A 25,842-nucleotide genomic window follows, 5' to 3' on the forward strand; every position below is an offset into this window, starting at 1 on the left:
GAAGGCGCCGCAAATGCTGGTGCCTGTACACTGGTGCCGCGTGATGCGCCCAGCGCTGGAGAAATACAGATGATGATTGTCCGTACAGCTGCCCTGCTCGGACTCTGCCTGCTCACGGCCTGCGGCCAGGGCGGACGGCTGCCTGCTGCCGAAGGGCGAGCGGCGAACGAAACGCAGCCGCAGCCCGCAGAGCCGGGCGCGACCAATATCATCATTGATCCCGTTGCCGCTTTGGTCCAGCCAGTGGGTTTGGCATATAAGGTGGAGACCATCCTGGGCACAGGGCCAGACGCCATCCGCCGTGTTGCCTTCGGTATTGATGGCATTCCCGTGCGCGTGGACGTGGATGGGGATAGCAGCACTGGGGGCCCGCTCGGTGGTGATATCCAGGTGCACTTTTTCACCCTGTTGCTGTATGCGCGACTGCAGGTAGATCGCGTAGATGGAGCGGCTGCTGAGCTGCCACTGCAGGTGGATGTGAGCGTTCTTGATCCGCGTAACTTACTGGGTTTGCCTGGTCTACTTGGGCTCGTCGACCCGCGCTTACGCGTCGCTCTGGGCGTGGATGCACGCGCCAGTACACTGCCTCAGCGTTTTTCCAGCGAACTGAGCATCTTCGATTCTTTACTCAGTTTCCTGCCACGCTTTACCTCGGCGCAATTGGATATTCGCAGTTCAGCGGATGTGGATGAGGTGGCCGCCCTGCTTGCCACCTTTACCGAACAAGGCGAAGGAGTGCGCGCCGATACCTTAGAGCTGCGTACCGGGTTCAGTCCTGCCGTTGCTGAGGCACTCATTGACGTGGAGCTGGCCCCAGACGCCGAAAACTCCAGTTTGGGCTTGGAGTCGAGCACTCCCACCGATCTGGACGTTGCTGTTCGAACCACAGATGGGCTGAGCGAGGACCCTACGGGTGAGCGTACGGTTGGGGTGCGCTTGCCGCAGTTGCAAGGGCGCTTGGATGTCTTGCTGGAGGGGGTTGACGGCCTGGACAGCCTGGATGATGTCGACACTGTGTATGACATTCAGACTCAAGAGCCACTGGCTTCGCTACAAGTCGATATTGGCGACCGTTCAGATGCGGACTTTGGCCGCAGCGTGGTCATCGTTAAGCCACTGCCCACACAGCTGAAAATTACCCGCACGGCTGAGGAGGCATTTGTGGTCGATACCAGTGCTCCTGTGGAGGATTTGGCCTATGCGCAGACCCGCAATACGGGTTTGGTGTGGAGCCCAGATACCGACCCGGCGCAGCCCTTTACAGAACATGTGTTGCGGCAGACTCAGCGCGCAGACGGAACCGAGCAACTATTGGCTCGCCTTGCGGGTTTGAGTAGTGTGAGCCTGCAGTTTGAACCGGATTTGCAGCTACGCGGTAGCTTGTCCACCGCGCCACTGCAGTATCGTGAAGAAACCTCCTTCGGCTTCACGGAAGCACGCATCGAGTTACTGCCCGGTGAGTTCTCCATACAGTTCCCGCAAGCAGACGGCAATTTGCTCTTCGCCTACAAGGCGGATGCCGCTGGCCCCGGACTGCGCTACCAATCCCAGGATGCGGAGCAGACCACCCAAGCCAATATTCGGCCGCTACCTGCACAGTTTTCCTTGTGCACGGCCAGTGATGATCGCTGCGCGTCCCATGGTCGCTCTACCGATGCTTCTATTGCCTTTAGCGCTAGCGAATCCATGGTGGTCAACTACCAACAACGCAGCCAGGACGGGCAGCAAGAGATCGCGGTGAACGACCTGCGTGTGGAGAACTTGGTGGTCGATGCAGGTACCCGCTCTGGCTCCAGTCGTGGCTACGTGTACTTCGACACCCAAGGGGACGCATTTGGCGGCACCGTGCTGCAACGCAATGGCGACTCCGGCATTTACCTCAGTTTTTCCGAAGGCACCTTCGCTCGCGAGCGCGTGGTGCGCTACAAGAACTTCATTGAAATTGATGAGCGCAGTGGCAAAATGCAATGCCCGGGTCGTGAGGAGCTTGAAATCCGCAGCGGCGGTTTGTGGTTTGATTTTGGATTCTTGCTGGACCAGCTATGTCAATGATTCGAGTTGCCGCGCTAGCGATCGTCGTACTCAGTGGCTGCGATGCCAGCTTCTTCGGTGAGGCCTCACCCGATTTCGATAACCCCTTTACCCTCGGTGAGGTGACGGTGCTGCAGCCGGCTGAGCTCGCTGGCATTAGTGCCTTGGCCGCAAGCCAGCGGCACCCAGGCGCGCTCTATGGCTTGGAGCAGGGCTCTGGTCAAGCCCAGATTGTGTCTTTTAATGACGATGGCGACGGTCAGGGCCGAATTCTGCTGCAGGATGAGCAGCGCGGACTGTGGCAAGACCTTGCCATGCGCGACGAGGCATTGTTGATTTTGACTAGCGATGGGGACTTAGGACGCATTTTGCGCATACCCGAGCCGCGTGATCCGCCACCTTTTGCGGCTGAACTCACCGTTGAACAGGAGCTGCAGTTTACGCTGCCGGATGCGGCGCCCAGCAGCTGTTTTGGTTTGGCGTCGGCCGCCGAGGGCGGCCCTCTGTGGTTGCTCTGCGCGAATAACAGTTTGTATCGTCTCAACGCCGAGTTCGAGGCGCCGGAGCCTCTTCAAGCTGTTGCTGAAGGTGTGTTTGCACCGCGCGTAGATATTGGTAGTCAGCGCGATTTTTCCTTGTCCCCCGGTGGCGAATTTGGCCTGCTCACAGGCAGCATTGCGGCTTTGGTGGTGCAACGCCGTAGTGAGGCAGACCCCCAGTGGGCGCGCGAGGTGAATGGCCAGCCTGAGGAGATTCGCTGGCAAGGCGCCGATTTCGCAAACCCTCGCAGCGGTCACTTTGCCTTCAACAGCGTGTTGGTTTATTTGGCCGCGCCCGATCAGCCGCAGGGCCGGCTGTTCGCTATTTTCACCCCCTAGTGTGGGTGCGCTCCTGCAGCGCAGGCTGGCTCTAAAACACCCCGGCCGCGAGTCCTGCAGCGAGGCCCGCGCCGATATCTGCCGCGGCCTTCAGGTCGTCTGCTTGCAGAGGGTTATGACAAATCAAAGCCGGAGTGACTCGTTGTAAGCGCCAGCCGGTGCAGATTCGGTCCAGGTCGCGCACTGCACCTCGCCCATCGTTGCCACAACCGGTAATGCTTGCGTAAGGGCGGCCTTGTAAAGCCTCTTCCAGTGCGTAGAAGTGCTTTTCAAACATGATCCTCAGGCCGCCGCAGAGTTGGCCGAAGTTTTCCGGAGCAATGAAGATGTAGCCTTGAGCCTGGGCGAGATCGGCCTCAGTGGTGGCTTGGGCACGGCGCTTACGCACTCGTACGCCCTCTTGGCGGCGGGCTGCCCGAGCGGCGGCTTGTGCGAGCCGGGCGTTGGTGCCCGTGGCCGAGAACCAGCTAATGAGCAGTAGGGGAAGATCTGCACGCATGCGCCCACGCTACCCCAGAGCGCGGGGCATGGCCAGTCGTGGCATGCAACTGGCAAACTATAGGGATAAGCCCGTGCGGAGACATCCTAATGCAACCCGATTGGTCACAGATCCTGAAACAGCACGCTAGTCACCTGCCCCACTTAGGAGACTTGCATCCAGAGCACCATGCGCACCTGCATGAACTTGTTGGCGACACCGTCGCGCGGGAACTGAAAGCCTTGGATGAAGCTTTGGAAGCCGCCTTGGAGTTCGTGCCACGTATGCTGCGCGGCACCGTGAAGAAGGTGTTGGGTTAATGCTGGATCTGGCCGCTTTAGAGCTAGATGCAGAACGGCGAAAACTGGCGAGGCTGCTCGCCGTGGAGGCAGAGTCGCTGCACTATGTCGACGCCCTAGCAGCGGCCGATATCCGTCAGCTGCGGCATACCGTTGAGGCCCATATATTCGACCGCGGTGCAAAACGATTCCGTGGTCTGGCCAAGTCCACCAAGTTGCTACCGAACAAAGTCAATGCGCTCATTGCCCAGCGTGCTCTGGGCCCGCGACTGGCTGCGCAGGTGGCAGGGCTGCTGGAGCCAAAGACGGCTGTTGCTTTGGCCGATCAAGTGAGCCTGGAGTTCCGGGCCGACTTGTGCGGGTATTTAGATCCACGTCGCGCCGGTGATGTACTGCGGGCAATGCCACTGGAGATTGTGCTGCAAACCTCTGCCGAGTTGGTGCGGCGTGGGGACCATATGACCATGGCCCGTTTCGTCGACGACCTCAAACCTGAGCAAATTGCAGCCGTTGCCGCTGAAATTGATGCGGTCTCTATGTTGTGGACAGGGTTTTATGTGGAGTCTGCTCAGAGCTTGGCGCAGCTCATTGGCATGCTCGACGATCAGCAAATCATCGGCACCATTCATGCCGCAGCCAACGAAGAGCTATGGCCTCAGTCCTTGGCTTTAATGCTGCGTGTCGATGAAACCACCACGGCTCGTATGGTGGCCTTGCTGGCGCAGCAACCGCCAGCGGTGAGTGCCAGCCTTCTGCGTTATGCAGATGCGGTGGATGGCTGGTCGGTGCTGGCCCAACTCCTACAACGTGCGGACCCCGCCGACCAACAGCGGCTGCGCGATATGCACGCTGAGGCATCCCCAGACTGGGTGCGGCACATCGACGAAGCTGCTTATACTCTGCAGCACTGCTATCCGCTTCGGGCTCAGGCTGATCTCGCCAACGGGGTTGACGAGATCAGCGTGCCATCACTCAAGCGGAGTCTTTATGCAGATGCACATCCATCTGTGGGAAGGGAATGGTGATTCCGGCCGCGTCATAGCGGTTTTTGATGTCTTCTAGCATGTCGCAGCGGGTCTGCCACCAGTCGGCGGTTTTGGTCCAAGGTCGCACCGTAATGATGACAGCGCTATCGGCCAAATCGGTGACCCCAATCCAAGGTTTGGGGTCTTGCAGTACACGCTCATCGCTGCTCACCATATCGGTGGCGATGTCTTTGGCGAGTTTGATATCCGAGTCGTAGCTGATACCAATTTTCAAGTCGATACGGCGGGTGTCTCGGGTCGAGAAATTGGTGATCACACGCCCCCAAATTTCGGCGTTAGGAACCGTGACTTCCTGGTTGTCCAGAGTTCGCATGACGGTGGCGATGATGCGGATTTCTTCGACGACTCCGGTGACCCCACCGGCGTCCACGAAGTCGCCGGTTTTAAAGGGCCTGAAGGTAATCAACATGACCCCGGCTGCGAAGGAAGACAGCTGGTCTTTGAGGGACAAACCAATTGCTACGCCGGCACCACCCAGTAAGGCGGCGGCTGATGTCGTCGAAATCCCCAACTGGCCGAGTGCAGTGACGACCACAACAGCCAGTAATACTCCATAGGCGACATTGGCCAAAAAGGCCGCCAACATGACGTCGACCTTGGCTTTGCCCAAGGTGGTGCGCAGGGCGCCGATCAGCAGTTTGGCGACCCAGCGGCCAATCACAAAGGTGGCCAGCGCGAGCACCAATTTCAGGCCCATGCTCTGCAGGGTCGAGAGAATGAGCGCGGTGTCCAGGCGGCTCAGTAGTGCATCCATAAATGTGTCCTTAAAACGGAATGAGTAGCCAATAGGGTGAATGGGGTGCAGAGTTCACCCTTGAGGCCATCTAACATCGCATATGTCGTTGGTGCTGTGCGCGGAAGAGCTTGGGCGCGACGCTCAAAACAGAAGATGATGGAGAATTTCGTCCAAGCTGGTCTTTCCAGCGGCCACGGCTTCGGCTCCGGCATCACGCAATGTGCGCAGCCCTTGCGCCTCCACAGCGGCGCTCAGCTCGCCCAGCTCGGTGTCGTCAGTGATGTGCTTACGAATCTGGTGGTCGGTGCGCAGAATTTCATACAAGCCCATACGCCCTCGGTAGCCTGTCTCTCGACATTCTAAGCAGCCCGGCGCTTGTGCCACGCGGGCCGGCAAGGGCTCTTTGGTTTGCAGCAGGGTCCATGCCTCACGGATGTCTTCGCCTGCTAGGTCGCGCTTGCAGTGGGTGCACAGCCGCCTGACTAAGCGCTGAGCCAGCACGCCTAATAATGTGGCGCGAAGCAGATAGGCGGGTGCGCCCAACTCCAGCAGCCGCACAATAGCACCGGCTGCGGTGTTGGTATGCAAGGTTGCCAGGACCAAGTGCCCCGTGAGCGCGGCCTGTAGCGCCACCTCTGTGGTGGCTCGGTCGCGAATCTCGCCGACCATAATCACATCGGGGTCTTGGCGGAGTAGTGCGCGCAGGCCTTGAGCAAAACCCAGATCCATTTGCGGGTTGACCTGAGTTTGATTGATGCGAGGCTCAATGAGCTCAATGGGATCCTCAACCGTGCAAATATTCCGGCGCGGGTTGGCCAGGGCCCGCAAGGTGGCATACAGGGTTGTAGTTTTTCCCGACCCCGTAGGTCCGGTGACGAGTATGAGCCCGTGTGGTGCGGTGCACATCTCGTTCCAGGTCTTGAGCTGGTCGGCGCCAAGGCCGATTTCGCCCAGGCCCTGTACCACCAGCTCCGGATCGAAGATCCGCAACACCAGCTTTTCCCCAAAAGCTGTGGGTAATGTGGATAAGCGCAGCTCCACCTCCCGCCCTTCTGGCGACACAGACTTGATCCGCCCATCCTGCGGGCGCCGGCGCTCGACGAGATTACAGCCTGCGAGGATCTTCAGACGGCTGCACACAGCCGCGAAGACATTCTCTGGTAGCTGATAGATATCGTGCAGAACCCCATCAATACGCAGCCGCAGTCGGCCGACCCCGCGACGCGGCTCCATATGAATGTCGCTGGCGCGGTTCTCAAAGGCATATTGCAGCAACCAATCAACCACGCCGACGATATGTTGGTCGTCCTCGTTCAGGCTTTCGCGGTTACCAATGCGGACCAGGTTTTCCAAAACCTGGGCCCCGCCCCGCCGTTGGTTGCTGTCCTTACTGGCGCGCAGCAAGCTATGAAACTCCAGCAAATACCTTTGGATATCCGCAGGGTTCGCCAGGACGGGCTGGATCTTTCGCTCCAGCGTACGTTCCAGTTCTTGCACCCAGCCCAGGTCAAAGGGATCGGCGCAGGCAATGGTCGCCAAGTCTTTCCCGAGCCGGATCACTAACAGCTGTGCCCGACGTGCGTAGCCATAGGCCAGTGCTTGTGCGGTGGCTTGAGGGTCTAGCTTTAAGGGGTCTATACGCAGGTAGCGCATCCCAGCCTGCTCGGCCAGCCAGGCACTGAGCTTTTCTGTGGTCCAGCTCTGCCCTGTTTGATCCGCGCGTGATAAACCGATTTGCCCTATGGCAACCAAGGGCTGCTCCTTGGAGGCAGCGAGTTGTTGGGCAGCTTGCGCGCGTTGTTTGGCGCTGATCCCCCCCTGAGAGTGCAGGGTGTCCAGCAACCACTGCGTTGTCAGCCGGGCGGGAGGGTTAGGAACAGCCATGTGCAGCGCTTCATTCGGAGCCAAGATTGGTACCATGGGACAGATACATGGTGACTGTCGAGACTTGCATGCGAGTTTTTCTGCGTAGTGGTTTATTTGGACTCATTTTGAGCTTAGCCGGTTGTGCATCCATGTCGATGCCAAACCTGAAGTTTTGGGAGCCAGACTACGAATTTTTACCCGGCCCCGTGGCGGTAGAAGAGTTACGCCGAGCGTTAGTCTGCGACACCCCCAGTGCCGACTCCCGCGTGCAAGTCTTCGACTCCGCTGAGGCTTTGCGTGCAAGTAGCGTGGGTCAGAAACTCCAAGCACCATCGCTTGATTTGGGGCCGGAGCCAGCGAGCTATGCGGTTGTGGAACAAGGCGAGCGACGTACCGGAGGCTACAGCCTAGAATTGCGACCACAGGCCAGCTTGAATGAAGAAGGGGTCGTGACCCTCCAGGCTGATTACTTAGAGCCCCTGCCAGATCGGATGCGCATCCAGATTGTGACCAGCTTGTGTGTTTTGGTGGAACTGCCAAATCAGCCCTACACCGGGGTTGTGTTGGTGGATGGAGATGGCCAAACACGGGCAACTTGGACTCGCAACCCGGAATAATGCGATCCGATTGGTGATCACCGAGGAATAGCGAAGGCCGCGAAACCTCTATGCAATGCGCCGGTCTGAGGGGCATGTTTTATCTGCGAACCACTTTGAGAAAAGCCGCGCGAGGGCTCTGGGCCGCGGTGGTAGTCGGGGTTTTTGGATTAGGCAGTGCAGCTGCGGGGCCGCCTCCGGCACCATTGGCGCCGGACTTTCCCCAAGTCGGACAAACCCATTGGCTGAATTCACCGCCACTGAGCTTGGCACAGTTGCGGGGTAAGCCCGTATTAGTGGAGTTTTGGAGTATTGGCTGTCAGAACAGCCGTAAAACCCTGCCCTGGTTGTCATCGGTGCAGCGGCAGTTTGGCGAGCAACTGCAGATTATCGGTGTGCACACGCCCGAGTTTTCCCGCGAACGGGACCCGCAGGTGGTCAAGCGCAAATTGCGTGATTTCGAAATTGATCACCCCGTGCTGCTCGATAACCAATTTCGTTACTGGAACGCTATGGGCAACCGGCATTGGCCGGCCCTGTACTTGATTGATGATCAGGGCCGCATTCAGGGAGCTTGGGCTGGGCAGGTTACCGACGGTAGCCCGCGTGCTGCCCGCATTGAGTCCGCTATCCGCGCACTGGTTCCTTAGGCAGGCCCAGGCTGCAACAGGCAGCGCCCCACCCTAGTTTGACTATGGGTAGTGGGCAGAATCGAGCCAGAGCCAGGGCTGTGCGCGAGACTCTAACGAAGCCCCAGGTGGTGTTGCCGCTGACACTTGATACCGGGATGCATACACTTCCAGTGTTTTGTTCACTGGTTTGGGGATCATGTTGGCTTTTCTTCCGGCGCCCCTGCGCGGCGTTATTGTGTCCACGGTCTTTGTGGCCAATTTGTTGTTTTGGGCGGTGCCGGTATATGCGGTGATCGTTCTGAAGTTGCTCCCAGTGCGGCCCTGGCAGAACCTGTGTACCGATGTTCTGCATGTATTGTGCAAATGCTGGCAGTCGCTGAATGTGGTGTTCGCCGAGAGCTTGGGAGATACCCGCTGGCACATCCACCAACATGTGGACCTCGGGCTCGATAAGCGCTACGTGGTGGTGAGCAATCACCAGAGCTGGAACGATATTTATGTGCTCATGAAAGTCATGGGTCACCAGGTGCCTTTTTTCAAATTTTTCCTCAAGCAGCAACTGATCTGGGTGCCCATTCTCGGTCCTGTGTGGTGGGCTTTAGATTATCCCTTCATGCGTCGCTACAGCCGGGAGCAAATCCGTCAGCGCCCAGAGCTGGCTGGAAAAGATTTGCAGACGGCCCGTGCCGCTTGCGAAAAGTACCGCCGTTTGCCGGTGACAGTATTGAACTACGTAGAGGGAACTCGCTTTACCCCAGCCAAACAAAAGGCCCAAAACAGCCCCTATCAACACTTGTTGCGGCCAAAAACTGGCGGGCTAGCCTTGGCGGTTGCGGCCCTGGGCGAACAAACCGACAAAATGCTCGATGTGACCATTGCCTATCACGGCGGAGCCACTGGCTTTTGGGGCTTCATGAAGGGCGAAATGCGCGAAGTCTCTGTGGATATTCGCGAAATCCCCATCCCGGCCGAGTGGCGAGAGGCTGACTACAGCAGCGACCGTGAGTTTCGGGCCCGCGCCCAAAGCTACATGGCGGAGCTTTGGCAAGCCAAGGATGAGCGCATCAGCTCAATGTTAAGCAGCCCCGGCAAACGCCCAGCGTAAACCTTGGGTGGCTTTGTGGTCGCGGGCCAGTCCCGCACCATTGACGCAGAGTGTTCCCGCATGGACCTCGCCTCTCACAAGAAAGAAGGCGACAGCCCTAGGGACTGCCGCCTTTGGAGAGGCTGCCATAAGACAGCCAGGTGCCTGCCCTAGAGCAGATGGAAAAGCACTTTATTCATGGTGAAGTTGCTCACTCCTTAACTAGAGAAGGCGACTCAGGCAAACCGGAGTTGGGGTTAAGCAACTCCGGCCATGTTGCCTTTGTCTGGACTGCTCAGAGAATCCCAAACAGACCCGTAAGCAAGCCGTCATCGAACAGACTGTCCAGCAGGCTGCCAAGTGTCGGATTCAGGATGTTGTTGCGAGTGACGACATCACCCAACACACCATCTAAGCCGAGGATCTGGGATTGCAGGTCACCCAGTGCTTCCAAGGGGCTATCACTGAGTGAGGCACTGCCACCAGAGACGGAGGTCAAAGCTTGCAATGGGGAACCGTCCAGCGCTGCCATGAGCGCACCCAACAGTAGGTCTGCATCGGTACCGAAGCCATCACCCGCAAAGTCGGCAAGAGGACCATCGAGAGGGTTGCCATCGGCAAGGATTTGAACGATCAACCCTTCGATCTCGTCTAGGTCAGTGCTCTTCGCCGTTGATTCCGTGACAGGAACATTCGTGAGGTAGGCAGTGAGGACATCAAGACCTTCGTTGAACAATCCGGTCACCACGGCGCCAACCGAACCACCCAATGCATCAGATGCTTCGGTCACAGCCGATGCAATAGTTGCAGCCAGTGTAGGGTCGATTTCCGCAACTGGAATGCTCTCTAGCAAAACGCCGCGAAGCACGTTGTCAATGAGAGTTTGAGCAGCGGCAGCGGTGCCATCACCATCGTAACCAGCGAACTCTTCCAGCATGGTGGAGATATCGGCCACCGCTTGCGCTGCCGTTTCTAGAACGCCACCTAATACAGGTGCAGAAGCTAGCTCGGATGGCATGCTGTCGAGGGCCGTTGCCAAGGTTGCTAAGGCGGGTACGATCGCATTCTCAATGTCTGAAAGCGTCAGCTCTTCATCATCTTCAGGCAGAACGCTGACCAGGTCGAAGAACGCTACGCCAATCGGTGCGAGCGGGGTGCCCGCAAGAGGGTTGCCGCTGGCAATGGCTGGATCCGCATTGGGATCGCAATCACCACGGTCAACAATCTCTACCAGAGTGGCCTGCATGCTGCCGATGAACCGCTCCAGCGCGCCCTCTGCGCCCGTCACTGCAGCGTTAAAGGCATCAAAGGGGTCTTGGCCTTGTGTCAGCCCTTCGGTTTCAACAAGAACAGCGTCCGCAACGTCAACAAGGTAGTTCACAGAGCCAGCAGCGCAGGCAGTGATGTTGTTGAAAGGTGCAGGGAGCTGAGCGGCGAGTTGATTGACGACAATCTCTTCAACCACATCTTCTTGGACTGGGTCCAATGGACCTTCGACCTTGGAAACGGTCGGACCAGGGGTTGGCGTAGGCGTTGGCGTCGCAGTAGGTGCGGGCGTTGGCGTTGCCGTTGGGGCAGGTGTTGGGGTAGCCGTCGGTGCCGGGGTGGCAGTCGGCTCAGGGGGGGCGCTGCGTGACGTAGAATCAGAACCGCCACAGGCGGTCAGCAGCACAGCGGAGCTAGCAAGACCTGCTAGCAGTAGCTTGTGGGTAGGCATCCGTTTACTCCAAAAAACATGAAACGTAGACGCGGTTTCGGGGGGATTTCCGAAAACCGTGGGAGCTGTTTTACGGGGGCCTATGTCAACGAACCGTCATGCCTTTGGGAAAAGTTGGCAAAGCACTGACAGCGTCAAGGTTTTGCCGGTATGTAGCCGATGACATGAATCCAGGTTCCGCGATCCTGATGCGGCATATCTAGGCTTGGGCCGATCAGTCCGGTGAGATTATTGATGGGGGAGCGAGCATGAATGCGCCGCCACTGGTCGATATCTTCGCCGTATTCGGCCACTAATTCGGTGATAGCGCTTGCTAGTACAGCAGCCAAAAACTCGCTCTGGCTGCGGCCTTGAAGCCAATCAAAACGAGGTGTGATGGAGCTGGTGTCTGGGCTGAAAATCCTCACGAACAGACGGTCAAAGGTGCCGGCGTCGTAGGGATGGGTGCCGCGGATGTTGTGCCGGCGTTGGAAATCTGGCCCCAAAATATCTTGCGTCAATTCTTTGCGGGTCGCCTGTACCAAGGCATCAAAGATGGTCTCCCCAGGCCGATCCAAGGCTGCTGGATCGTCCACATCAATGGCCGGGTTGTAATGGTCTTGGTCCCATGCCGCTAGTCGCGCCAGTGCTTGCTGGGCGAGGTCGGTCAGTTCCGCTTGGCCCTGTAGACGAAGGTAAATGGGCACCAGCGCGCGCGCGCGAGGGTCTTTGCGTCCGATCAAACGGTCGAACTCCAACAATTGATCGAAGCTGAGCTGGTCATTATTCCGAAGCAGGTCATCCCAGTTCGTAATCCTGCCTTCACTTCCGGCCGGAAGCTGAGAGGCATCACCCCCGGTGCCATCCCCCCAACCGATGGCGGGCTTGTTGTTCCAATTCGCGAGCCAGCCACGCGCAGGATTGCGTACCTGAGGCAGCTCGGAAAAGCTTAGTAGTCCGTCGTGGTCGAACTCGCCCGTACCAGGAATCGGCAGCCGTTGGTCGGTGCCTGGGTGCCGCCGCGGGTGTAGACCGGGATGATAGTAGGCAATGTTGCCGTCGGCATCGGCATACATCAGGTTTTCATTCCAGGTGGCCTTGGGCATGGTGGCGTCGAACTCTGCGAAGGTATTCGCACGCGACCACTCCAGGATGGCTTCAGCGGTTTCGACTTCGCGCATCCACATCCCATACTGCACGCTGCGCGCAAACCGGCCATCCGCGCTTCGCGCCACGACAGGGCCGTGTACGGTGCGACAGGCCTGGATTTCCACACTGGCCAATGCCGGTCCAGCCGGCAGTGGACCCAGCGATTGTCGATACCGAACGGTCTCGCTCCGGCAGTCCATCGCTTTTATCTCGCCCTGATGACGATACTCATTGGGATTATCGGCAAGTTCCTCAATGAAACTGTCGATGGTTTTGGACTCGCCAGTTGTGAGTGCCCAGGCGGTACGTTCCGTGTAGCCAATGCCAATGACCGGCAAGCCTGGAACTGTAGTGCCGCGCGCATCAAAGCCGGCGCCGTGGACTTCAAGTTCGGCTAAAAGACTTGGATAGGAGTACCCCAGCTGAGGTCCTGAGATGAGCAGCGTAGAACCGTCCACGGTACGGCTTGAATCCAATACAACCTGGTAAGAGGCGGAAATTCGCTCGGGCAACACCCTGAGGTCCGGTAAGTGTGGGATAAGAGATTTCACCGGCAGTAGAGGCTCTGGCTGGGGAAAGTCCCCTGTTCCGGGGCCTTGGGCTAGGTCCAGCGGAATGTCCAGGGCGAAGGCCGCCATATTCTCCAGGACGGCTCGGCGCTGCTCCGGTGGCGTGCTGATGTTGCTGAACTCCAGCTCCGGGGGCACCGTAACCGTGGCTTTTTTGTCGTCCTGCCACAGCACATCCGTAAAAATGTCCAGGGCGGTTGCAGCGTCAAACTCTGTGCTTAGTCGCTGTAACTCGGCCACATTGGCCATCTCATCACCACCATTGGAGGCGACCTGGCGCGTGATAAGCACTCCAATGGCCAGAACATCGGAAGGAGTTAAGGGGGCAGGTTGATATTGCAGGGCGACAAATTCGGCAGGAAGTTGGCTGAGTTGTCCTCCGGTCACTTCGGCGATGCGGGCGTTGCTGCCAGCGCAATAGGCTTCGATGGTTCTCTGAATATCCTCACCCAAGGCTGCAAACATGGCCTGGTACTCGGCCTCGGTATAGGTGAGGATGCGCGCTTGAACATCGTCCGGGACGGCGCTTGGGCCAGCCACCTCTGCCAAGGTACCGCGCGCCTGGCGACGTGCAGCATCGAGAAGAAACAATCGATCCTGGGCCAATGCATAGCCAGCGCCAAACCACACATCCTCCAGGGTGTCGCCATAAACCACCGGCACACCGAAGTCATCGCGATAAATACTGACGCCTGCCCGTGGCTGCGCACTGGGTTGGCGGTCGGTGATGTCGAGAAACTTTCCGTCTTTGAACTGTTGGAGCCAATACAGCGGCCGCTGATCATCGACATGGGGGCCGTACACACTGGGGTCGGTTCCGATCAGTGGTCCCAGGGCCTGATCCTGAACGAACTCAGTGAGGCCAAAGTCGCCCGATTGCCCTGGCGCCAAAACGTTCACCGCTCGCCATTCAAACGCATCTTGAGTTGATGGAGCTTGCTCCGAGGGCTGGTCGGCACTTGGACGGCCTCCGGAATTGCAGGCACTCAGCAGCACGCTGGCAAGGATGGCCAGAACAAAAGTTGGCATAAATGGTTGTCTCCTATGGGCTGCGAAGGTGGGCGATTCGCTAGCGTCAGTCTACCCAAGCTTTACAGGAAGCGGGGTTGCGGGCATGCTGCCCGCCGTTTTCCAACATAGACCGGATTGATGGCCAAGGCATCAGAGCTGAAAAGCGGCATGGTAGTCGAGTACAAAGGTGCACCCTACATCGTGCGCCAGGTTCAGGCGCACAACCCCACCGCGCGTGGCGCCGCAACCTTGTACAAGGCAAGACTCAATCATGCTGTGAGTGGCCAGAAGCTAGACGCTAGTTTTAAGGGCGACGATCAGCTGGTTGATGTGGACTTCCAGCGCCGTGCGGTGCAGTTTCTGTATCGGGATGCTGAGGGTTGCACCTTTATGGATAAGGAGGATTACACCCAGCATGTGCTCAGCGAAGAGCAGCTGGCCAATGTGACCCCTTATCTCAGCGAAGACCTCGATGGCATGTATGCAGTCATCATAGAAGAGGTGTGCGTGGCTGTGAGCTTGCCCGCGGCGGTGGAGCTAAGCATCACGGAAACCGCACCCGCCATGAAATCTGCTTCGGCGACCTCACGCACCAAGCCCGCCAAGCTGAGCACCGGCTTGGAAATCCAGGTACCTGAATATCTCGGCGAAGGCGAGGTTATTCGTGTGTCTACCGAAGATGGCAGCTTCCTCGGGCGAGCATAGACGCGGCAATAAAAAGGCGGCTCAGGGTCAAACCTGAGCCGCCCGCAAATGGTCTAGGTCGTCTATTTGGGGTCTAAAACTGCGTCGAGCTTGAGTTCCACGCGCCGGTTGCTTGCGCGGCCCGAACTGGTGGCGTTGCTGGCAATGGGTTGGGATTCCCCATATCCCACAACTTTCATTCGTTTGGCCGCGACGCCTCGCTGGGTCAGGTAGCGCTTGACGCTATTGGCACGGGCAAGGGACAAGACGAGGTTGTCGTTTTCCGGGCCCTGACTATCGGTATGGCCGGCCACAAGCACATCACGTCCATCTAGGTCGCGCAGTGCTTCTGCGACCTCGTCCAAAACGGCCTGTGCACTAGCAGTCAACTCGTGGGAATTGGGATAGAAGCTAACCCCACGCAGACTCAAGTCCTCTGCTTGAACCGAAACCTGACAGCCGCTGGCATCAACCAGGGCGCCATTGACGGTGCCGGGGCAGCGATCAAAGTTATCTAATACCCCATCACGATCCATATCCACGGGGCGCGGCGGGTAGTTTGGTGTCGTTGTGGGCGGGGCTTCGCTTAGGGAGGTTGCCACAGGTACGGGCACTTCTTGGATGACCACCTCGGTAGGATCTATAGGGATTTCAAATCCTAATCCGGTGCGGAAATCTGTTACTCCCCCAAGAAAGTCTTCATAACGCGCTCTCGCCTCTAAACGCAGTCGAATATTGGCACTCGTGAGACTGCGGCTCAAAAAGCCCAAGCCCACCGAACCAAAAACGCCGTTGTCGTCTGCATCATTTCCAGGAACGTCGTTAAAGCCGTAACCAAAACCTGCAATCGCATATGTTGCAAGTTCACCTCTCTGGCCTAAAAGAAAGTGCACATCTGAGCTTACGGCGGCGCGGTAGTTATCTGCAGATGATCTATTCGCGGTTCTATGAAGTTCGCCGGTACCGCGGGCCTCCCAAAATAGCCAGGGTCTGAGTTCACGGCCAAAAATTAGGTCAAAGCCAATTCCGGTTTCGTCAGTACCCCTCTCGCTATCTGGATCAACGAAAGACCCCATCACGGCGAAGTACTTTTCAGGCAGCTGTTCCTGCGCATATACCGAGAACGAGAGCCCCAGCATCATCACACACAGCGATAGACGCACACTCATACCACAACCTTTGTGTCAATAAACGCCCCAAACACGGGCAGCATACCGTAAACGTCCGATCTAGCTCAGCATTTTCGTAGCCTGAGTTGGATTTGCAGTGAAGACGGATTATGAGCCGACTGGCAACGGTGTACTGTCGGGCCCTGGCTGGACTGGACTCACCTTTGGTTCGCGTTGAGGTCCATATTGCCGGTGGCTTGCCTGGAATCACCATTGTGGGCTTGCCGGAAACAGCCGTACGTGAAGCCCGAGACCGGGTGCGCGCAGCATTGCAAAGCAGCGGCTTTCGCCTGCCACCGGCGCGTATCACCATTAATTTGGCACCTGCAGATCTGCCGAAATCTGGGTCCCGCTTCGATTTGGCCATTGCCCTGGGTATTTTGCTGGCCAGTGAAGCCGTTGACTTAGATCTTGGCGATGTAGAGTGCGTGGCCGAACTCGGGCTCAACGGCGCCTTGCATCCGGTTCCGGGAATATTGGCTACCGCATTGGCCAGTCGCAGAGCCGGTCGGCGGCTGGTAACGGCGCCTGCCTCGTCGCAGCTTCTAAATCGGGTTCCGGATCTGCGCCTGGGCCTGGCGCCTACCTTATTGCAGTGCATCGCGGCCCTACAGGGCCAGCAGGATTGGCATAAGGAGGTGGAAGCGGCCGCCGACTTCGCTCAGGAGATCGTGGGCTCACCACTCGCGGACGTGCGCGGCCAGCATCAAGCTAAGCGAGCCTTGGAAATTGCTGCCGCAGGTGGGCACAGCTTGTTGCTATTTGGCCCACCAGGCTGTGGCAAAACGATGTTGGCGGAACGATTGCCGCAGTTACGCCCGGCCCTCAATATCCAAGCGACCTTAGAGATTGCCGCTGTGGAGTCCTTGCTGAGTCCGGCCCCGCAGTGGAGTAACCGGGTGCGCATGCGTAGTCCCCACCACAGCGCGTCGGCGGCGGCCATACTGGGTGGTGGGCGTTATCCAACACCGGGAGAAATCAGTCGCGCCCACCACGGTGTTTTGTTGCTCGACGAGCTCACGGAATTCGCCCGGCCGGTGCTGGAAGGCCTGCGGGAACCACTAGAGTCTGGCTCGGTTTGCATAGCGCGGGCGGCCGAGCAATGGACCTTCCCGGCACGTTTTCAGTTGGTAGCCACTACAAACCCTTGTCCTTGTGGTTTCAGTGGTGACTCAGACCGAAGCTGCCGCTGCTCCTTGGAGCAGGTTCAGCGCTACCGCCAGCGGTTATCCGGCCCCTTACTGGACCGGTTGGATTTACAGATTCAGCTGCAAAGGCCGGATGCCAACGCGCTGTTTGCGCAGCCGTCTCAGGATGTCGATGACCCCCGTGAGCGTATTCACAAGGCGCTAGTAAGGGCTAATCAGCGTCAGGGCGAATGCAATGCGGCCTTGTCCGCCTCTGAGCTAGACACCCATGCGGCTTGGTCTGATGCCGACCGCCAGTGGTTTCAACACGCTGGAATGCAGTTGAGTTTTTCGGCAAGAGCCTTGCACCGCTGCCTGCGCGTAGCGCGCACCATTGCCGACCTGCGACAGGCGGAGACTGTTGAGCGCAGCGACCTGTTGGAGGCCTTGAGTTACCGCCAATGGGAACGCGCAGCAGCGAGTTTGGCTAGTGCATAACAAAAAATGGCAACGCAACCTTGGGGCTGCGTCGCCGCGTGATGCACCGCTGCCCCCACCGGAGCAGCCATGGTGTTTAGAAGGTGTAGCTCAGCTCTAACAGGACGTTGTCGCGATCACGGCGAATGTTGTGGCGATTGCCGTCATGACCGTTGTACTGCACCTTGGCCGACCAGTTTTGGCCATAAAACACCTCGGTACCCACCAGCCATTCCTTGCGTCCTTCCAAGAAGTTTTGCATGGGGCCTGGAGCATAGCCCTGCACATCGTGGAACCAGGACAGGAAGGGCTTGAAGTTCAAGCCAAACACAACATCGTTGTATTCCAAGAAGGTGAGGATCCGGTAACCCCAGGCAAAGTCATCCACGAAGGCTTCGGTTTGCTGGGTGGGGTTCAAGGAGCGTGGATCGGGTTCGCCGTCCACCTGGCCGGTACCGTCAGCACCTGGCGAAGCATGCGTACGGTTAGGGCTATTTCCGTCGAATTGCACCAGATCCATGGAGGGCATATCCACAATATGGGTGAAGCCCACCTCGACCAGGGTGATGATCTGCTCGGACAGGAGGAAGGAGGAGATCGGGTGGGAGTTGCCCAGAATCCGAATGCCGGTCATGGCAAATTGGCCGACTTTCTGCCGTTCAAAACCGGGGATGTAGTAGTTCTCGCCGCGTTCGGCAATAGCGGCGTCAATATCTGTGGTGCCACGTAATACGGTTTCTACGAAATCCGGCGTGGCGGCGCGTGCTCCAGGCACCACGATGGGAAGGTCAATTTGGCCATTGGTCACAGCGCCCGTGAGGGTGCCTACCAGCTGATCAATGGGGTCGAGCACACCACTCAAGGTGCCGCCCAGGCCGCCAATCAAGTCGCTGATGACCGGTACAGGAATCTCTCCACCCAGAGCGACAAAATCACCCAGCGACTGCAAGCCTACGGCGATGTCCTCCTCGGGAAGAGCGGGCTGCAGCGCAGCAAAGAACACATCGGGAACAGATACCTGAACCGGCACATTCGGACGGAAGGAGTATTCCCCGGCCACCGACCAGCTACCCACATTGGTATTGAAGCTGATGCCGTACATCTGAATATCTTCAGGGTAGTCCAGCAAAGCGGTGGCGGTATCAATGGGTAGGCAATCGTTGCCGGCCAAAGTACAGCTGGTCAGCACGTCAATGCCGGTGCCCGTGCCATCCCGCAACGGTGTTTTGTCGGCCGCCAGGAAGGACAGATACGGCAGCCGGCTGTGGTAGTTCATGTAGTAGAAGCCGAACTCGGTACCGCCATTGAAATTATCGGCGAACCAGTTCAAGCGCACCCCATACTGGCCTTCATCACGCGGTTCGAATTCGGTTTGGAGGAAGGGCGCGGAAAAGGAGGTGTCCGTGAGTAATCCCGCCAGAGGGTTCTGCAAACGGTGCTCTCCGCGCACACGGTCGCCGTCGTCGAAGTCGAGAGGGTCTTCAGGGAAGTAACCCAGGTTAATGGCGGCGTATTGGTATTCGTCTTGTCGATACAAGGCATCAATTTCACCAAAGAAACTGCCGCCTACATCTGCTGTCACCCGCTTCCATTCAAGCTGATAGAACAGCTCGCCGGTAATCCCCTGCTCGGGGAACAGGTCGCCCGAGAGCGTTGCCATCAAAACAGGCTGGAAAACTTCATTAATTTGGCCGCCAGGCATGCGCAAGAAGCGCGCGTCTGGTGGGTTGATTTCATTGATGGAGTTCAAGGCGATGAGGTTGGCTTCACCCCAGCGTAGCTTTTGATAGCCCACTCCGGCACTGACACCGCGGTCACCTAGGAAGAAGAAGCCGGACAGCACCAAATCTTGGAGCAGCGCTTCCTCCCCAACAAGGTTGGTTGCGCCTGGCCCGCGTTCCGTAAAGGCGGGCTGATAACCCCCGGCTCCCGTGGGCGCGGTGTCGACGTTATTGGGATGGAACTCATCAAAGTTCGCATTCACCTGGTCGTAGAAGAAGATTCCGCGGGCTTTGAGACTGAAATCGCGCCAGCTCACCGAGAAGTCGGAGGTAAGCTTTGCCAGGCCAGCGACGATGTCACCCTTGTCGTAGTTCAGGTTACCGTCGTCGACCTTGTCGCCAAAGAAAGCACCTGGGGCATCGACCAGACGCTGAATGGGTTCGGGATTTCCCGTAAAGGAAATACAGTCATCGCCGGCACAGAGGTCGGGGTCGAGGTTGAGCTTGGCGATCAGATTCGGGTCACGATCTTCAATCCGCCACATGGCTCCTAAAGAAACGCGGTTGTTGAAGCTAATGCCGAACTCACCTACATCGAACTCCAATGCGTGGCTCATCGGTGCGGCTAATGCAAGGGCAGCAAGTGCCCCAAAACGCACATTTGCAGTCATGCGTATGTCTCCTGCTTCAACAATCGTTAAGTACTGCGGTAAAGGCCGGCGCCATCTGCAATCCCTGCAGACTCCCTGACACCGGCCCGACAGTATACAAGCGCCACGCCCGCCGTCTGCCAGAAATGTCTGACATCAGGTCGCGTGCGCTTTATGGCACACTCTGTGCCCTAGCGACGGTCTCAGCCATCGCTGGGATGAGGGGAGACCACTAAGAGGACCGTTGTGCGTCTCGCCAAACTGTATTCCAAGGTTTTGCCTAAGCAAGATATGACGAGGTGCACTATGCGATTGAGGAGCTTCACCCTGGGTTTGCTGCTAGCTGGAACAGCTGGCACGGCATCCGCAGGCGTTTCCGCCGACGAGGCTGCAAAGCTGGGTAAGGAACTCACACCCATTGGTGCAATTCGGGCGGCCAACGCCGATGGCAGCATTCCGCAGTGGCGTGGCGAGGAGCTGTTCACTGCCGAGCAGAAAAACCTCACCCGCGACCAATTAGAAGAGTGGCGCAAGAACGACCCGGCGAAGATTCGCAACATGGTCTACTCCGAGTTGGAAAAGCGCTCGGACACCATCGGCGACGTCACCAGCCGCCAGTTCGTCATCACGGCGGACAACTACAAGGACTACGCGGACAAGCTCACCGTTGGCCATAAGGCCATGTTTGAGAAGTACCCTGACTACCAAATGCCGGTGTTCAAATCGGTGCGTACAGGTTTCTTCCCTGAAGAAATCTACGAGGCCACCAAAAAGAATGCGACCCGCGCATCACTCACCGGCACCGATGACGTCAATGGCGCTGAGCTTGGCTTTCCCTTCCCCATCCCTAAAAGCGGGGCGGAGGCCATCTGGAACCATAAGCTGAAGTTCCGCGGTAGCGCCGTTAAGCGTTACAACAACCAAGCTATCGTGAAACCGGATGGCGACTTCAAGATCTCCAAGCTGATTGAAGATGTGAAGTTCAAGTACGCCAACATTGAGGAGCCAGGTGGCACATCATTGCTCGCTTACTACCTCTCTGAAGTGATCGAGCCTGCGCGCGTCGCTGGCCAGCTCACCTTGGTACATGAAACTGCTGACGAAGGTGAGGGTGGCCGTTTGGCCTGGCTCTACAACCCTGGCCTAGGTCGGGTGAATCGGGCTCCAGATGTGGGTTATGACAACCCCTATATCGGTACCGATGGTGAACAATTTAACGACCAAGTCGACGTCTTCAACGGCTCCTTGAACCGTTACGACTGGAAGCTGGTAGGCCGCAAGGAAATGTACATTCCTTATCACTCCTATGAAATCAACTCCCCAGAGCACAAGTACACCGACCTCATTCGCGCCGGTCATTTGAACCAAGAGCTCACCCGCTACGAGCTACACCGTGTATGGGTCGTTGATGCCACCCTGCGTGATGGCACTCGGCACCAGTTCAAGCGCCGTACCTTCTACTTGGATGAGGACAGCTGGTCCATCGCCGTGGTGGATTGCTACGACAACCGTGATGAATTGTGGAAGGTGCAGGAAGCCCACCTCATTACCCTGCCCTTCGTGCCCACCGTAACCGGTGCGCCTGAAGCGATTTACGACCTGCAAACCAACCGCTACTTCTTAACGGCTCTGACCAACGAGGACGAAACCTCCGACTTCGAAGCCGAGTATCGGGATAACTACTTCACGCAGGCGAACATGAAACGCTTGGCGCGCCGCCGCTAACTCGGGCTGAGCAGCGCGCCATTCGCAGCACATGCGCTTTGGTACGGCACCCCACTGCAACCGTCAGTGGGGTGCCGATGATGGTTGCGATAGGCCTTGTTGCGCGCGCCTCGGGCTTAGGTCGTTCAGACCAACCACTATGAACCTTGCCCGTCACCCTGACAGTGTGATGGGTATCGCCAGCCCGCATTGAGGCGGGCAGACAGGGGGAACACATGATTCGCACCGCACTCAGGGCTTTGGCCATGACGGCTGTTGTTCTGCTGGGGCCAAGTTTGGCTCTGGCCGATACCTCGTTGGCACCGCGCCCGGCGCCGTTACGCGACTATGCTGTAAACGCCAACCTCATCGACATTAGCCAAACCGATGAAGCGATTTTCGCCATTGGCGACTGGGGCGTCATCCTACGCAGTCGTGATTCGGGAAAAAGCTGGCAGCAGCAGCCCTCGCCTGTGTCTGCCATGCTCAACCGGGCCTATTTTCTAGACGCCCAGAACGGGTGGATTGTGGGGCACGATGCCAACATCTTAGTCACCCGGGATGGCGGCAGTAGTTGGGATGTGCAGTACCGTGACCCGGAATGGGGTAAGCCCATGTATGGCTTGGTCATGTTGGATGCCGATCGTGGCTTTGCCGTTGGCGCCAACAGCCGCATGCTGCAGACTCAGGATGGTGGAGCAAGCTGGGAGCTCATCGAGCCAGACTTCACCTTTAATGGCGTGAACCTGTACGGCATTTTACAACTGGCCGATGGCTCCCTACTCATCCATGGCGAGAAGGGCATGCTCGCTCGCTCGTTAGATGAGGGCGCTTCCTGGGAGCAGTTGGTATCACCCTATTCCGCCAGCTTTTTCGGGGCTCAGGCCTTTGGCGACAGCGGGGCCTACTTGTTCGGCCTACGCGGCACTGTCTACGCCATTGGCGAAGTCCCTCAGGTCGAATCCCAGGACCCTTTTGAGTGGGATGAGTTCAACCTAGAAACCATCACTGAGCCCGAGCGTTTGGCGCAGATGGGCTTTCGGTATTACGACAACCCGCTGAAGGAAAGCCTTTTTGGCTCCGACAGCTTAGGTGGCAACGATATTTTGATGGTTGGGGTGAATGGCGCGGTGGTGCGCAATGAAGGTGACCGTATCCAGCCCATTGCTACGGGCTTGGAGTTGTCCCTCAGCGATGCCTTGGTGACGAACCAAGGCCTCATCACCGTAGGCCTGGGCGGCATTAGCCGCATTCCCTTCCAGCGTTAAGCAGCGGCTAAGGATAATCACCCATGAGTGAACTTCTCGATCACCCGCCAGTGCAAGGCAGCGACTGGACGGCAAAAATTCTGCGCTTTGTCGAGCCGCCAATCTTCAAGACGCGCTTCCTCACCTTAGGCATTTTGATTGCCATTACCTTGGTGCTGGGCTTCCAGGCCGCGCGGATCAACCCCGATGCTGGTTGGCTTAAGTCGATTCCCCTCGACCACCCTTACATGCAAACCTTCCAGAAGTACTACCGCGACTTCGGCGGGGCGAACTCGGTCTTATTCGCGCTCATTAAAGAGGAAGGAAGTGGCGACATCTATGAGCCTGGCTTCATGGATAAGCTGGAAAAGGCGACCAACGACATCTTCTTCATGCCTGGCGTGGACCGCGCTCGGGTGATGTCCTTGTTCACGCCCAATGTGACCTATGTAGAAAACATTGAAGGCGGGCTGGCGGGCTCTAATGTGATCCCAGCCGACTATTCGCCCACCCCTGAGATGCTGGACAAAGTACGTTCCAACGTGGGTAAGGCGCAGGTCATAGGGCGGCTGGTGACCGAAGATCAGCGCGGTGCCCTCATCGTGTCTGAGCTGCTGGAATACGACCCCGACACCGGCGAAAAGTTGGACTATTTCGCTGTCGGCGACTACTTAGAAGAACTGCGCGCCAAGTACGAAAAAGATGGTGTGAAGGTGCACATCATTGGCTTTGCCAAAATCGTGCATGACATGACCAATGCCGCCTTGCAGGTGGTGCTGTTCTTCTTGCTGGCCTTGGTCATGACCGGCGCCCTGCTGTGGCTGTACTCCGGTAACTTCAAACTGGCCATGCTGCCCTTGGTTTGTTCCATTGTGGCGGTGATCTGGGAATTTGGTCTGCTATCCAGCATCGGCTACGGCCTTGATCCATTCTCCATTCTGGTGCCCTTCCTGGTGCTGGCGGTGTCGGTCTCGCACGGGGTGCAGTACGTCAACGCCTGGGTGGCAGAGGTCGATCACGGGCACAACCGCTACCGGGCCTCCTTGGAAACTTTCCGCCGCTTGGCCATCCCCGGCACGGTGGCATTGATTACTGATGTGGCTGGCTTTGCCACGATTTATCTCATCAATATTCAGATCATTCGGGAAATGTCGGTGAATGCGGCCTTTGGTGTGGCTGCGATCATTATTACCAACAAAATCCTGATGCCGATCTGGCTGACCTTTATCGAAATTAAGGATCTGGAGGGCTTCAAGCGCGGACAGCAAATGCGCGAGCGCCTGCTGGATCCCATGTGGAACTTCCTGGCGCGTGCCACCGATCGCGGCCCGGCCATTGTGATTTTGCTGATCTCGGCCATGTGCTTGGGTTGGGGGCTGTGGAAGTACCCGGCGCTCAAGATTGGTGATGCTATCGAAGGCGTGCCGGAATTGCGCCCAGATTCGCGCTTCAACCAGGATTTCCGCGAAATCATCGGCAACTTTGAAATTGGTGTGGACCAGCTCAAGGTCATTGCCGAAACCCGGCCCAATGGCTGCGTGGATTATGAGCTGATGGCGCAGATCGACCGCTTTGAATGGCGGATGCAGGCCGAAGAGCGAGTGCACTCCACCATGAGTCTGCTCACCTACGCCAAGCTGGTCTATCAGGGCTTATCGGAAGGGCGGCTGAATGCGCTAGTGCTGCCGCGCAACCGCTATGCCTTAGCACAGGCCACAGCCTTGGTGCCCACCACCACCGGCATTCTCAACGATGATTGCGATGCCATGGCGGTGCTGATCTTCACCAAAGATCACAAGGCCGAAACCATCACCCACCTGGTGGATGTGATTAAGCAGTTCAACGCCACCAATAAAAACGAGTTCTATGCGGCCTCGGACGTATCGCCCGAGTACTGCGCCGAGAAGCGCGGGTTGTTTGCCGAGTTCCGCGAGCTCGAAGGTGAGGTCTTCGATTTGGCCAAAGGCGGAGCGGATGGAGATGCCATTGCCGCCGCCAAAGAGCGCCGCAACGAAGTGCGTGAACGCTATGACGCCATGGATCAGAACTGTCCGGTTGAGTTCGCCCTCGCTTCGGGTAACGTCGGGGTGATGGCTGCCACCAATGAGGTGGTCGAAGAACAAGAGCTCATGGTGGTGTTCTGGGTGTATGTAGTGGTGGTGACCTTTATGTGGCTGTCCTTCCGCAGCGTCGCCGGAGTGCTCTGCGTAGTGCTGCCCTTGTCCTTGGTGTCCACCATGGCTTACGGCGTGATGGCCGTGCTCGATATTGGCCTCAAAGTGGCCACGCTACCGGTGGTGGCCTTGGCAGTCGGCATCGGCGTGGACTACGGCATCTATGTGTACTCAGAGACGGCGGCCGCCCTCAACGAGGGGCGAAGTCTGAAGGACGCCTTCCGCTTCACCCTGGGACGCACCGGCAAGGCCGTGGTCTTCATCGGCATCTCACTGGGGCTTTCCGTTGCCACCTGGCTCATGAGCGAGCTGCAGTTCCAGATCGACATGGGGATCATGTTGATCTTCATGTTCACCGCCAACATGTTTGGCGCCATCATGATCCTGCCGGCACTGGCCCGCTTCCTCCTCAAGCCCAAGAACGGGCTGGAAGCGCAAAGCTAAGACGCCAAACGGAAGGAAAAAACGCCCGGCCTCGACCGGGCGTTTTTATTGGAAGTCTGAGGCGAATAGGGAGGGCGAATTTAGCCGCAGATTAGTGGAGTTTGTTTTTTCCACAGATGGGCACAGATGTCGCAGATATGGGGACGCTGCCGGGAGTAGTAGAGCAAGGCTCGAGGCTAGCTGAGGTTGCTACGTGGCGGCGGTTTAGTCCGCCAGCCTCACTCACATTTCTCCACACAATCTGTGCTCATCGGTGCCCATCTGTGGAAAGGTTTTCCCTGCTACACGCTGATCAGTGCGTTGAAGCCTCCTGTCGCACCCACCATTACCAACCCAGCAACAAAATCTACGGATAATCTGCGCCAATCTGCGGC

The 25,842-nt window shown here is 57.8% G+C and carries 19 protein-coding genes; 12 read left to right on the forward strand and 7 right to left on the reverse strand.

The window, feature by feature from the left end; translation table 11 throughout:
• The first annotated feature begins 69 nt into the window (after positions 1 to 69).
• Both KI787_05550 and KI787_05555 read left to right on the forward strand, forming a co-directional pair.
• Positions 70 to 2,052 (forward strand): hypothetical protein, encoded by a 1,983-nt coding sequence (locus KI787_05550; protein MBV6629405.1) that lies wholly within the window; start codon positions 70 to 72, stop codon positions 2,050 to 2,052.
• Positions 2,043 to 2,909 carry a hypothetical protein gene (locus tag KI787_05555; protein ID MBV6629406.1) on the forward strand — a complete coding sequence of 289 codons (867 nt, stop codon included), beginning with the start codon at positions 2,043 to 2,045 and terminating at the stop codon, positions 2,907 to 2,909. Before KI787_05550 ends, KI787_05555 begins: the two co-directional genes overlap by 10 nt.
• 31 nt (positions 2,910 to 2,940) lie before the next feature.
• Here the strand turns inward: KI787_05555 and KI787_05560 are convergent, their stop codons facing one another.
• Entirely contained in the window at positions 2,941 to 3,408 is a 468-nt protein-coding gene (locus KI787_05560) for a hypothetical protein (GenBank protein MBV6629407.1), read from the reverse strand.
• Positions 3,409 to 3,497: 89 nt separating this feature from the next.
• On the opposite strand from KI787_05560, the gene KI787_05565 reads away from it, so the two are divergent.
• Together KI787_05565 and KI787_05570 are read left to right on the forward strand one after the other, a co-directional pair.
• Positions 3,498 to 3,707: a hypothetical protein gene (locus tag KI787_05565; GenBank protein ID MBV6629408.1), complete on the forward strand. Its 210-nt coding sequence runs from the start codon at positions 3,498 to 3,500 to the stop codon at positions 3,705 to 3,707.
• Positions 3,707 to 4,711 carry a hypothetical protein gene (locus KI787_05570; GenBank protein MBV6629409.1) on the forward strand — a complete coding sequence of 335 codons (1,005 nt, stop codon included), beginning with the start codon at positions 3,707 to 3,709 and terminating at the stop codon, positions 4,709 to 4,711. Before KI787_05565 ends, KI787_05570 begins: the two co-directional genes overlap by 1 nt.
• Here the strand turns inward: KI787_05570 and KI787_05575 are convergent.
• Together KI787_05575 and KI787_05580 are read right to left on the reverse strand one after the other, a co-directional pair.
• Positions 4,659 to 5,429, reverse strand: coding sequence for a mechanosensitive ion channel (locus KI787_05575; GenBank protein ID MBV6629410.1), 771 nt, complete (start codon positions 5,427 to 5,429; stop codon positions 4,659 to 4,661). The genes KI787_05570 and KI787_05575 overlap by 53 nt on opposite strands.
• A 180-nt stretch (positions 5,430 to 5,609) precedes the next feature.
• Positions 5,610 to 7,352, reverse strand: a complete 1,743-nt coding sequence (locus tag KI787_05580) for a type II/IV secretion system protein (GenBank protein MBV6629411.1) — start codon at positions 7,350 to 7,352, stop codon at positions 5,610 to 5,612.
• Positions 7,353 to 7,420: 68 nt separating this feature from the next.
• Here KI787_05580 and KI787_05585 point away from each other — a divergent pair, with 68 nt between their 5' ends.
• From KI787_05585 to KI787_05595, 3 genes are all read left to right on the forward strand, one after another.
• Entirely contained in the window at positions 7,421 to 7,951 is a 531-nt protein-coding gene (locus KI787_05585) for a protease complex subunit PrcB family protein (GenBank protein MBV6629412.1), read from the forward strand.
• Between the two features lie 74 nt (positions 7,952 to 8,025).
• Positions 8,026 to 8,580 carry a redoxin domain-containing protein gene (locus KI787_05590; protein ID MBV6629413.1) on the forward strand — a complete coding sequence of 185 codons (555 nt, stop codon included), beginning with the start codon at positions 8,026 to 8,028 and terminating at the stop codon, positions 8,578 to 8,580.
• 178 nt (positions 8,581 to 8,758) lie between these two features.
• Positions 8,759 to 9,667: an acyltransferase gene (locus tag KI787_05595; protein MBV6629414.1), complete on the forward strand. Its 909-nt coding sequence runs from the start codon at positions 8,759 to 8,761 to the stop codon at positions 9,665 to 9,667.
• Positions 9,668 to 9,941: 274 nt separating this feature from the next.
• On the opposite strand, the gene KI787_05600 is transcribed toward KI787_05595, so the two are convergent.
• Together KI787_05600 and KI787_05605 are read right to left on the reverse strand one after the other, a co-directional pair.
• Positions 9,942 to 11,132 (reverse strand): hypothetical protein, encoded by a 1,191-nt coding sequence (locus tag KI787_05600; GenBank protein MBV6629415.1) that lies wholly within the window; start codon positions 11,130 to 11,132, stop codon positions 9,942 to 9,944.
• A gap of 365 nt (positions 11,133 to 11,497) precedes the next feature.
• Positions 11,498 to 14,089 (reverse strand): penicillin acylase family protein, encoded by a 2,592-nt coding sequence (locus tag KI787_05605; protein ID MBV6629416.1) that lies wholly within the window; start codon positions 14,087 to 14,089, stop codon positions 11,498 to 11,500.
• 120 nt (positions 14,090 to 14,209) lie between these two features.
• On the opposite strand from KI787_05605, the gene yeiP reads away from it, so the two are divergent.
• Positions 14,210 to 14,776: an elongation factor P-like protein YeiP gene (yeiP, locus tag KI787_05610; GenBank protein MBV6629417.1), complete on the forward strand. Its 567-nt coding sequence runs from the start codon at positions 14,210 to 14,212 to the stop codon at positions 14,774 to 14,776.
• A 62-nt stretch (positions 14,777 to 14,838) separates the two neighbouring features.
• On the opposite strand, the gene KI787_05615 is transcribed toward yeiP, so the two are convergent.
• A complete protein-coding gene (locus tag KI787_05615) occupies positions 14,839 to 15,924 on the reverse strand; it encodes an OmpA family protein (GenBank protein MBV6629418.1) in 1,086 nt (361 codons plus the stop codon).
• A 110-nt stretch (positions 15,925 to 16,034) separates the two neighbouring features.
• Between KI787_05615 and KI787_05620 the strand changes: the two genes are divergently transcribed.
• Complete coding sequence (locus KI787_05620; protein ID MBV6629419.1) at positions 16,035 to 17,549, forward strand: YifB family Mg chelatase-like AAA ATPase; 1,515 nt, start codon at positions 16,035 to 16,037, stop codon at positions 17,547 to 17,549.
• 76 nt (positions 17,550 to 17,625) lie between these two features.
• On the opposite strand, the gene KI787_05625 is transcribed toward KI787_05620, so the two are convergent.
• Complete coding sequence (locus KI787_05625) at positions 17,626 to 19,920, reverse strand: DUF1302 family protein (GenBank protein MBV6629420.1); 2,295 nt, start codon at positions 19,918 to 19,920, stop codon at positions 17,626 to 17,628.
• Between the two features lie 285 nt (positions 19,921 to 20,205).
• On the opposite strand from KI787_05625, the gene KI787_05630 reads away from it, so the two are divergent.
• The 3 genes from KI787_05630 (at position 20,206) to KI787_05640 (ending at position 25,468) form a co-directional block, all read left to right on the forward strand.
• Positions 20,206 to 21,624, forward strand: coding sequence for a DUF1329 domain-containing protein (locus KI787_05630; GenBank protein ID MBV6629421.1), 1,419 nt, complete (start codon positions 20,206 to 20,208; stop codon positions 21,622 to 21,624).
• A 215-nt stretch (positions 21,625 to 21,839) separates the two neighbouring features.
• Entirely contained in the window at positions 21,840 to 22,871 is a 1,032-nt protein-coding gene (locus tag KI787_05635; GenBank protein MBV6629422.1) for a hypothetical protein, read from the forward strand.
• A gap of 23 nt (positions 22,872 to 22,894) precedes the next feature.
• On the forward strand, positions 22,895 to 25,468 hold the full coding sequence (locus KI787_05640) for an MMPL family transporter (GenBank protein ID MBV6629423.1): 2,574 nt from the start codon (positions 22,895 to 22,897) through the stop codon (positions 25,466 to 25,468).
• Positions 25,469 to 25,842: the final 374 nt, after the last annotated feature.

This window comes from Oceanococcus sp. HetDA_MAG_MS8, from assembly GCA_019192445.1.
GTDB lineage: Bacteria > Pseudomonadota > Gammaproteobacteria > Nevskiales > Oceanococcaceae > MS8.

Coding starts and splice junctions, on each gene's coding strand:
- KI787_05550 (MBV6629405.1), top strand. CDS start 70: ATGATGATTGTCCGTACAGCTGCCCTGCTCGGACTCTGCCTGCTCACG.
- KI787_05555 (MBV6629406.1), top strand. CDS start 2,043: ATGTCAATGATTCGAGTTGCCGCGCTAGCGATCGTCGTACTCAGTGGC.
- KI787_05560 (MBV6629407.1), bottom strand. CDS start 3,408: ATGCGTGCAGATCTTCCCCTACTGCTCATTAGCTGGTTCTCGGCCACG.
- KI787_05565 (MBV6629408.1), top strand. CDS start 3,498: ATGCAACCCGATTGGTCACAGATCCTGAAACAGCACGCTAGTCACCTG.
- KI787_05570 (MBV6629409.1), top strand. CDS start 3,707: ATGCTGGATCTGGCCGCTTTAGAGCTAGATGCAGAACGGCGAAAACTG.
- KI787_05575 (MBV6629410.1), bottom strand. CDS start 5,429: ATGGGCCTGAAATTGGTGCTCGCGCTGGCCACCTTTGTGATTGGCCGC.
- KI787_05580 (MBV6629411.1), bottom strand. CDS start 7,352: ATGGCTGTTCCTAACCCTCCCGCCCGGCTGACAACGCAGTGGTTGCTG.
- KI787_05585 (MBV6629412.1), top strand. CDS start 7,421: ATGCGAGTTTTTCTGCGTAGTGGTTTATTTGGACTCATTTTGAGCTTA.
- KI787_05590 (MBV6629413.1), top strand. CDS start 8,026: ATGTTTTATCTGCGAACCACTTTGAGAAAAGCCGCGCGAGGGCTCTGG.
- KI787_05595 (MBV6629414.1), top strand. CDS start 8,759: ATGTTGGCTTTTCTTCCGGCGCCCCTGCGCGGCGTTATTGTGTCCACG.
- KI787_05605 (MBV6629416.1), bottom strand. CDS start 14,089: ATGCCAACTTTTGTTCTGGCCATCCTTGCCAGCGTGCTGCTGAGTGCC.
- yeiP (MBV6629417.1), top strand. CDS start 14,210: ATGGCCAAGGCATCAGAGCTGAAAAGCGGCATGGTAGTCGAGTACAAA.
- KI787_05615 (MBV6629418.1), bottom strand. CDS start 15,924: ATGAGTGTGCGTCTATCGCTGTGTGTGATGATGCTGGGGCTCTCGTTC.
- KI787_05620 (MBV6629419.1), top strand. CDS start 16,035: ATGAGCCGACTGGCAACGGTGTACTGTCGGGCCCTGGCTGGACTGGAC.
- KI787_05625 (MBV6629420.1), bottom strand. CDS start 19,920: ATGACTGCAAATGTGCGTTTTGGGGCACTTGCTGCCCTTGCATTAGCC.
- KI787_05630 (MBV6629421.1), top strand. CDS start 20,206: ATGCGATTGAGGAGCTTCACCCTGGGTTTGCTGCTAGCTGGAACAGCT.
- KI787_05635 (MBV6629422.1), top strand. CDS start 21,840: ATGATTCGCACCGCACTCAGGGCTTTGGCCATGACGGCTGTTGTTCTG.
- KI787_05640 (MBV6629423.1), top strand. CDS start 22,895: ATGAGTGAACTTCTCGATCACCCGCCAGTGCAAGGCAGCGACTGGACG.